The organism is Nonomuraea zeae, assembly GCF_005889725.1.
Taxonomy (GTDB): Bacteria; Actinomycetota; Actinomycetes; order Streptosporangiales; family Streptosporangiaceae; genus Nonomuraea; species Nonomuraea zeae.
In genome coordinates, this window is record NZ_VCKX01000597.1 from 1 (window position 1) to 2,596 (window position 2,596).

At 68.1% G+C, this 2,596-nt stretch carries 3 protein-coding genes; all 3 read left to right on the plus strand.

Annotation, left to right across the window (positions count from 1 at the left end):
• The coding region (locus ETD85_RS64255; RefSeq protein WP_240780173.1) for a hypothetical protein at positions 1-613 on the plus strand (613 nt) is incomplete at its 5' end.
• A gap of 419 nt (positions 614-1,032) precedes the next feature.
• On the plus strand, positions 1,033-2,103 hold the full coding sequence (locus ETD85_RS61580; protein ID WP_138698983.1) for a nitrilase-related carbon-nitrogen hydrolase: 1,071 nt from the start codon (positions 1,033-1,035) through the stop codon (positions 2,101-2,103).
• 50 nt (positions 2,104-2,153) lie between these two features.
• Positions 2,154-2,582 carry an ester cyclase gene (locus ETD85_RS61585; RefSeq protein WP_138698984.1) on the plus strand — a complete coding sequence of 143 codons (429 nt, stop codon included), beginning with the start codon at positions 2,154-2,156 and terminating at the stop codon, positions 2,580-2,582.
• The last annotated feature ends 14 nt before the right edge of the window (positions 2,583-2,596 follow it).

Consider the following 2,596-nt stretch of genomic DNA (forward strand, 5'->3'; position numbering starts at 1 on the left):
CACCCTGGAGCCCATCCCCACGGCATCGACGGCGCCCCCTCAGTCCGACCCGCCGTCGGCCACCCCGTCGGAGACGCCCAGCTCCGACCCGAGCACCACCCCGACCGACTCCACGCCGACCTCGAAGCGGGCGCAGCCGGGGTCGCCGCTCACCGACGACGAGTTCGACGACTGGAAGTTCGGGCTCGGCGGGGTGAAGTTCAGCGCCGACAAGGTGGGCGGCTGGACCTATGACAACTGCGACCCGGTGGACGGCGAGGGCGTGCTGGCCAAGAACGACTGCGTCCGCGCCGTCGAGGTCGCTTACTCGGCGTACAGCGGGCACCTCAAGGCGGTCCAGGTCATGATGGCCTTCCCCAGCGACCAGGCCGCCAAGACCACGGCCGCGAAGCTGGCCAAGCTCTCCTCCGACGCGGTGCGCTGGCGCAAGGAGAAGGCCCACGCCAACTACGCGTACGGCAAGATCCGCTCGGGCGCGTCCAAGAAGTACGTGATCGTCACGATCGTCACCGCCGACAAGACGGCCCGTTCCAAGGCCACGAAGTTCCACGCCTACCTGCAGACCGACCTCGCGAGCTACTTCCTCCTCCGCGACCTGACGATCACGAGCTGACCCGCGACCACAGCATCGGCTGACGCCGCGTGCCGGGCCGGCGTGAGCGCGCTTTCCGGCCGGGCATCGCCGCTCGTCGATCGCTCGGTTACGCTGACTCCACCTTCGCCGTTATCGGCCGGATTTGGAGACCAACAATGGTGTTCCTCCGCAACAGGACCTGGTCTCCGGCGAGCTCGACGCCCTGCGCGGACCCGCCACGTCGATCGCCCCGGCAGGCAGCACGGATGAAGTCAAGGTCAGCGGCCTCCTGATCATGATGGAGAGCAGGCCGCCGATCCCCGAGGTCCCCGACCTCATGGGTGAGCCCGTCGGCGCGTACACCCTGAACAACGACGTCTCCCCCGGCCGTGGGCCTGGCAAGCGCGAACCCAGCAGAAGTTCGACGTCACCACGATCCTGGCCGGAGGTGCCCCCTCATGACCGCTCCCTACCAGGCCGTCGGGCTGGTGCCCACCATGCGCGGCATCCGTTCCCGCGCGGACATCACCCACAACATTGACCACATCGGACACCTGATCAAGGCCGCGTCGTGGCTGTCCAGCCTCGACCTGCCCGTCCGGCTGATCGCGATCCCGGAAGGCGCGCTCCAGGGCTTCAACGACGAGGTGCTCGACCTGGACCACGAGGACTTCGCGGCCAACTGCGCCATCGACGTCCCCGGCCCGGAGACGGCTCGGCTCTCGGAGCTGGCGGTCAAGTGGGACGCCTTCCTCATCGGCCAGGCCAAGGCCCGCCACCCCGAGTTCCCCGGCCGCTTCTTCAACATCGGCTTCATCATCGACCCGCAGGGCGAGATCGTGCTCAAGCACTACAAGACGGTGCCGCTGCTGCCGGTCGAGCACTCGGTCACGCCGCACGACGTGTGGGACCGCTGGGTGGAGCTGTACGGCGAGACGCTCGACGCCTTCTACCCCGTGGCCGACACCGAGATCGGGCGCATCGGCATCCTCATGGCCAACGAGGCGTCCTACCCGGAGAACGCCCGCGGCCTGGCCATGAACGGCGCCGAGATCATCTACCGCGGGCCCTATCCCCACCCGCACACGGCCAACGGCCTCTACGAGGTCCAGAACCGGGCCAGGGCCCTGGACAACAACGCCTACCTCATCGCCTGCAACGTCGGCACCTACTATCTCGACCAGGACTCCGAGTACCCGATCGACACCTTCGGCGGCCAGTCGATGATCGTCGACTACAAGGGGCAGATCGTGGGGCGGCACGACTACAGCGGCGGCTCGTCGTGGGTCGCGGGCACGATCGACGTCGGAGCGCTGCGGCACTTCCGGTCCACCGCGCAGTGGGACAACTGGATCAAGGACCTGAAGACCGAGCAGTATCGGGTGATCTACGACAAGCCCATCTATCCGAAGAACCTGTACCTGGAGCGGAAGCCGTACAACCATGCCGACTACCGGACAGAGGTCATCAACCGGCAGATCGAGCTGATGCACGAGCGCGACATCTGGGTCCGCCCCGACAAGTCCTGACCGCCCGCCTGGGCCTCCCTCACCGGCCGGCGGAAGGGGACGCTGGCGGCATGCCCATCGACATCCAGGCGCTGCTGAGACTGTGGACGAGCCCGCTCCCGCCTCAGGACGAGGCGGAAGCGGCGTTCCGCCGGTTCTACACCGACCCGGTACGCACCAATGGCGCGCTCCTCACGGCGGCCGACCTGGTCGCCCGGGCCAGGGCCATGCAGGCGACCTTCGAGGATCCGGAGCGCGAGCTGCTCGACCTCGTCAGGACGGACGACAAGCTGGCGTTCGCGTTCCGGGTGCGCGGCAAGCAGGTGGGGCCGTTGGCGACGTCGGCGGGGGTGCTCCAGCCGACGGGCCGCATCGTGGAGCTGCGCGTCATGGACATCCTGACCGTCACCGACGGCCGGATCAGCGACGTCTGGACGATCGCCGACGAACTCGCCGTCCTGACCTCCCTCGACGCCGTCACCCTCACCCAACCCACCTGACCACCCCTGAGACC

What these genes read in the sequence shown, in the direction of transcription:
- ETD85_RS61580 (WP_138698983.1), top strand. Translation starts at nt 1,033, where the DNA reads ATGACCGCTCCCTACCAGGCCGTCGGGCTGGTGCCCACCATGCGCGGC.
- ETD85_RS61585 (WP_138698984.1), top strand. Translation starts at nt 2,154, where the DNA reads ATGCCCATCGACATCCAGGCGCTGCTGAGACTGTGGACGAGCCCGCTC.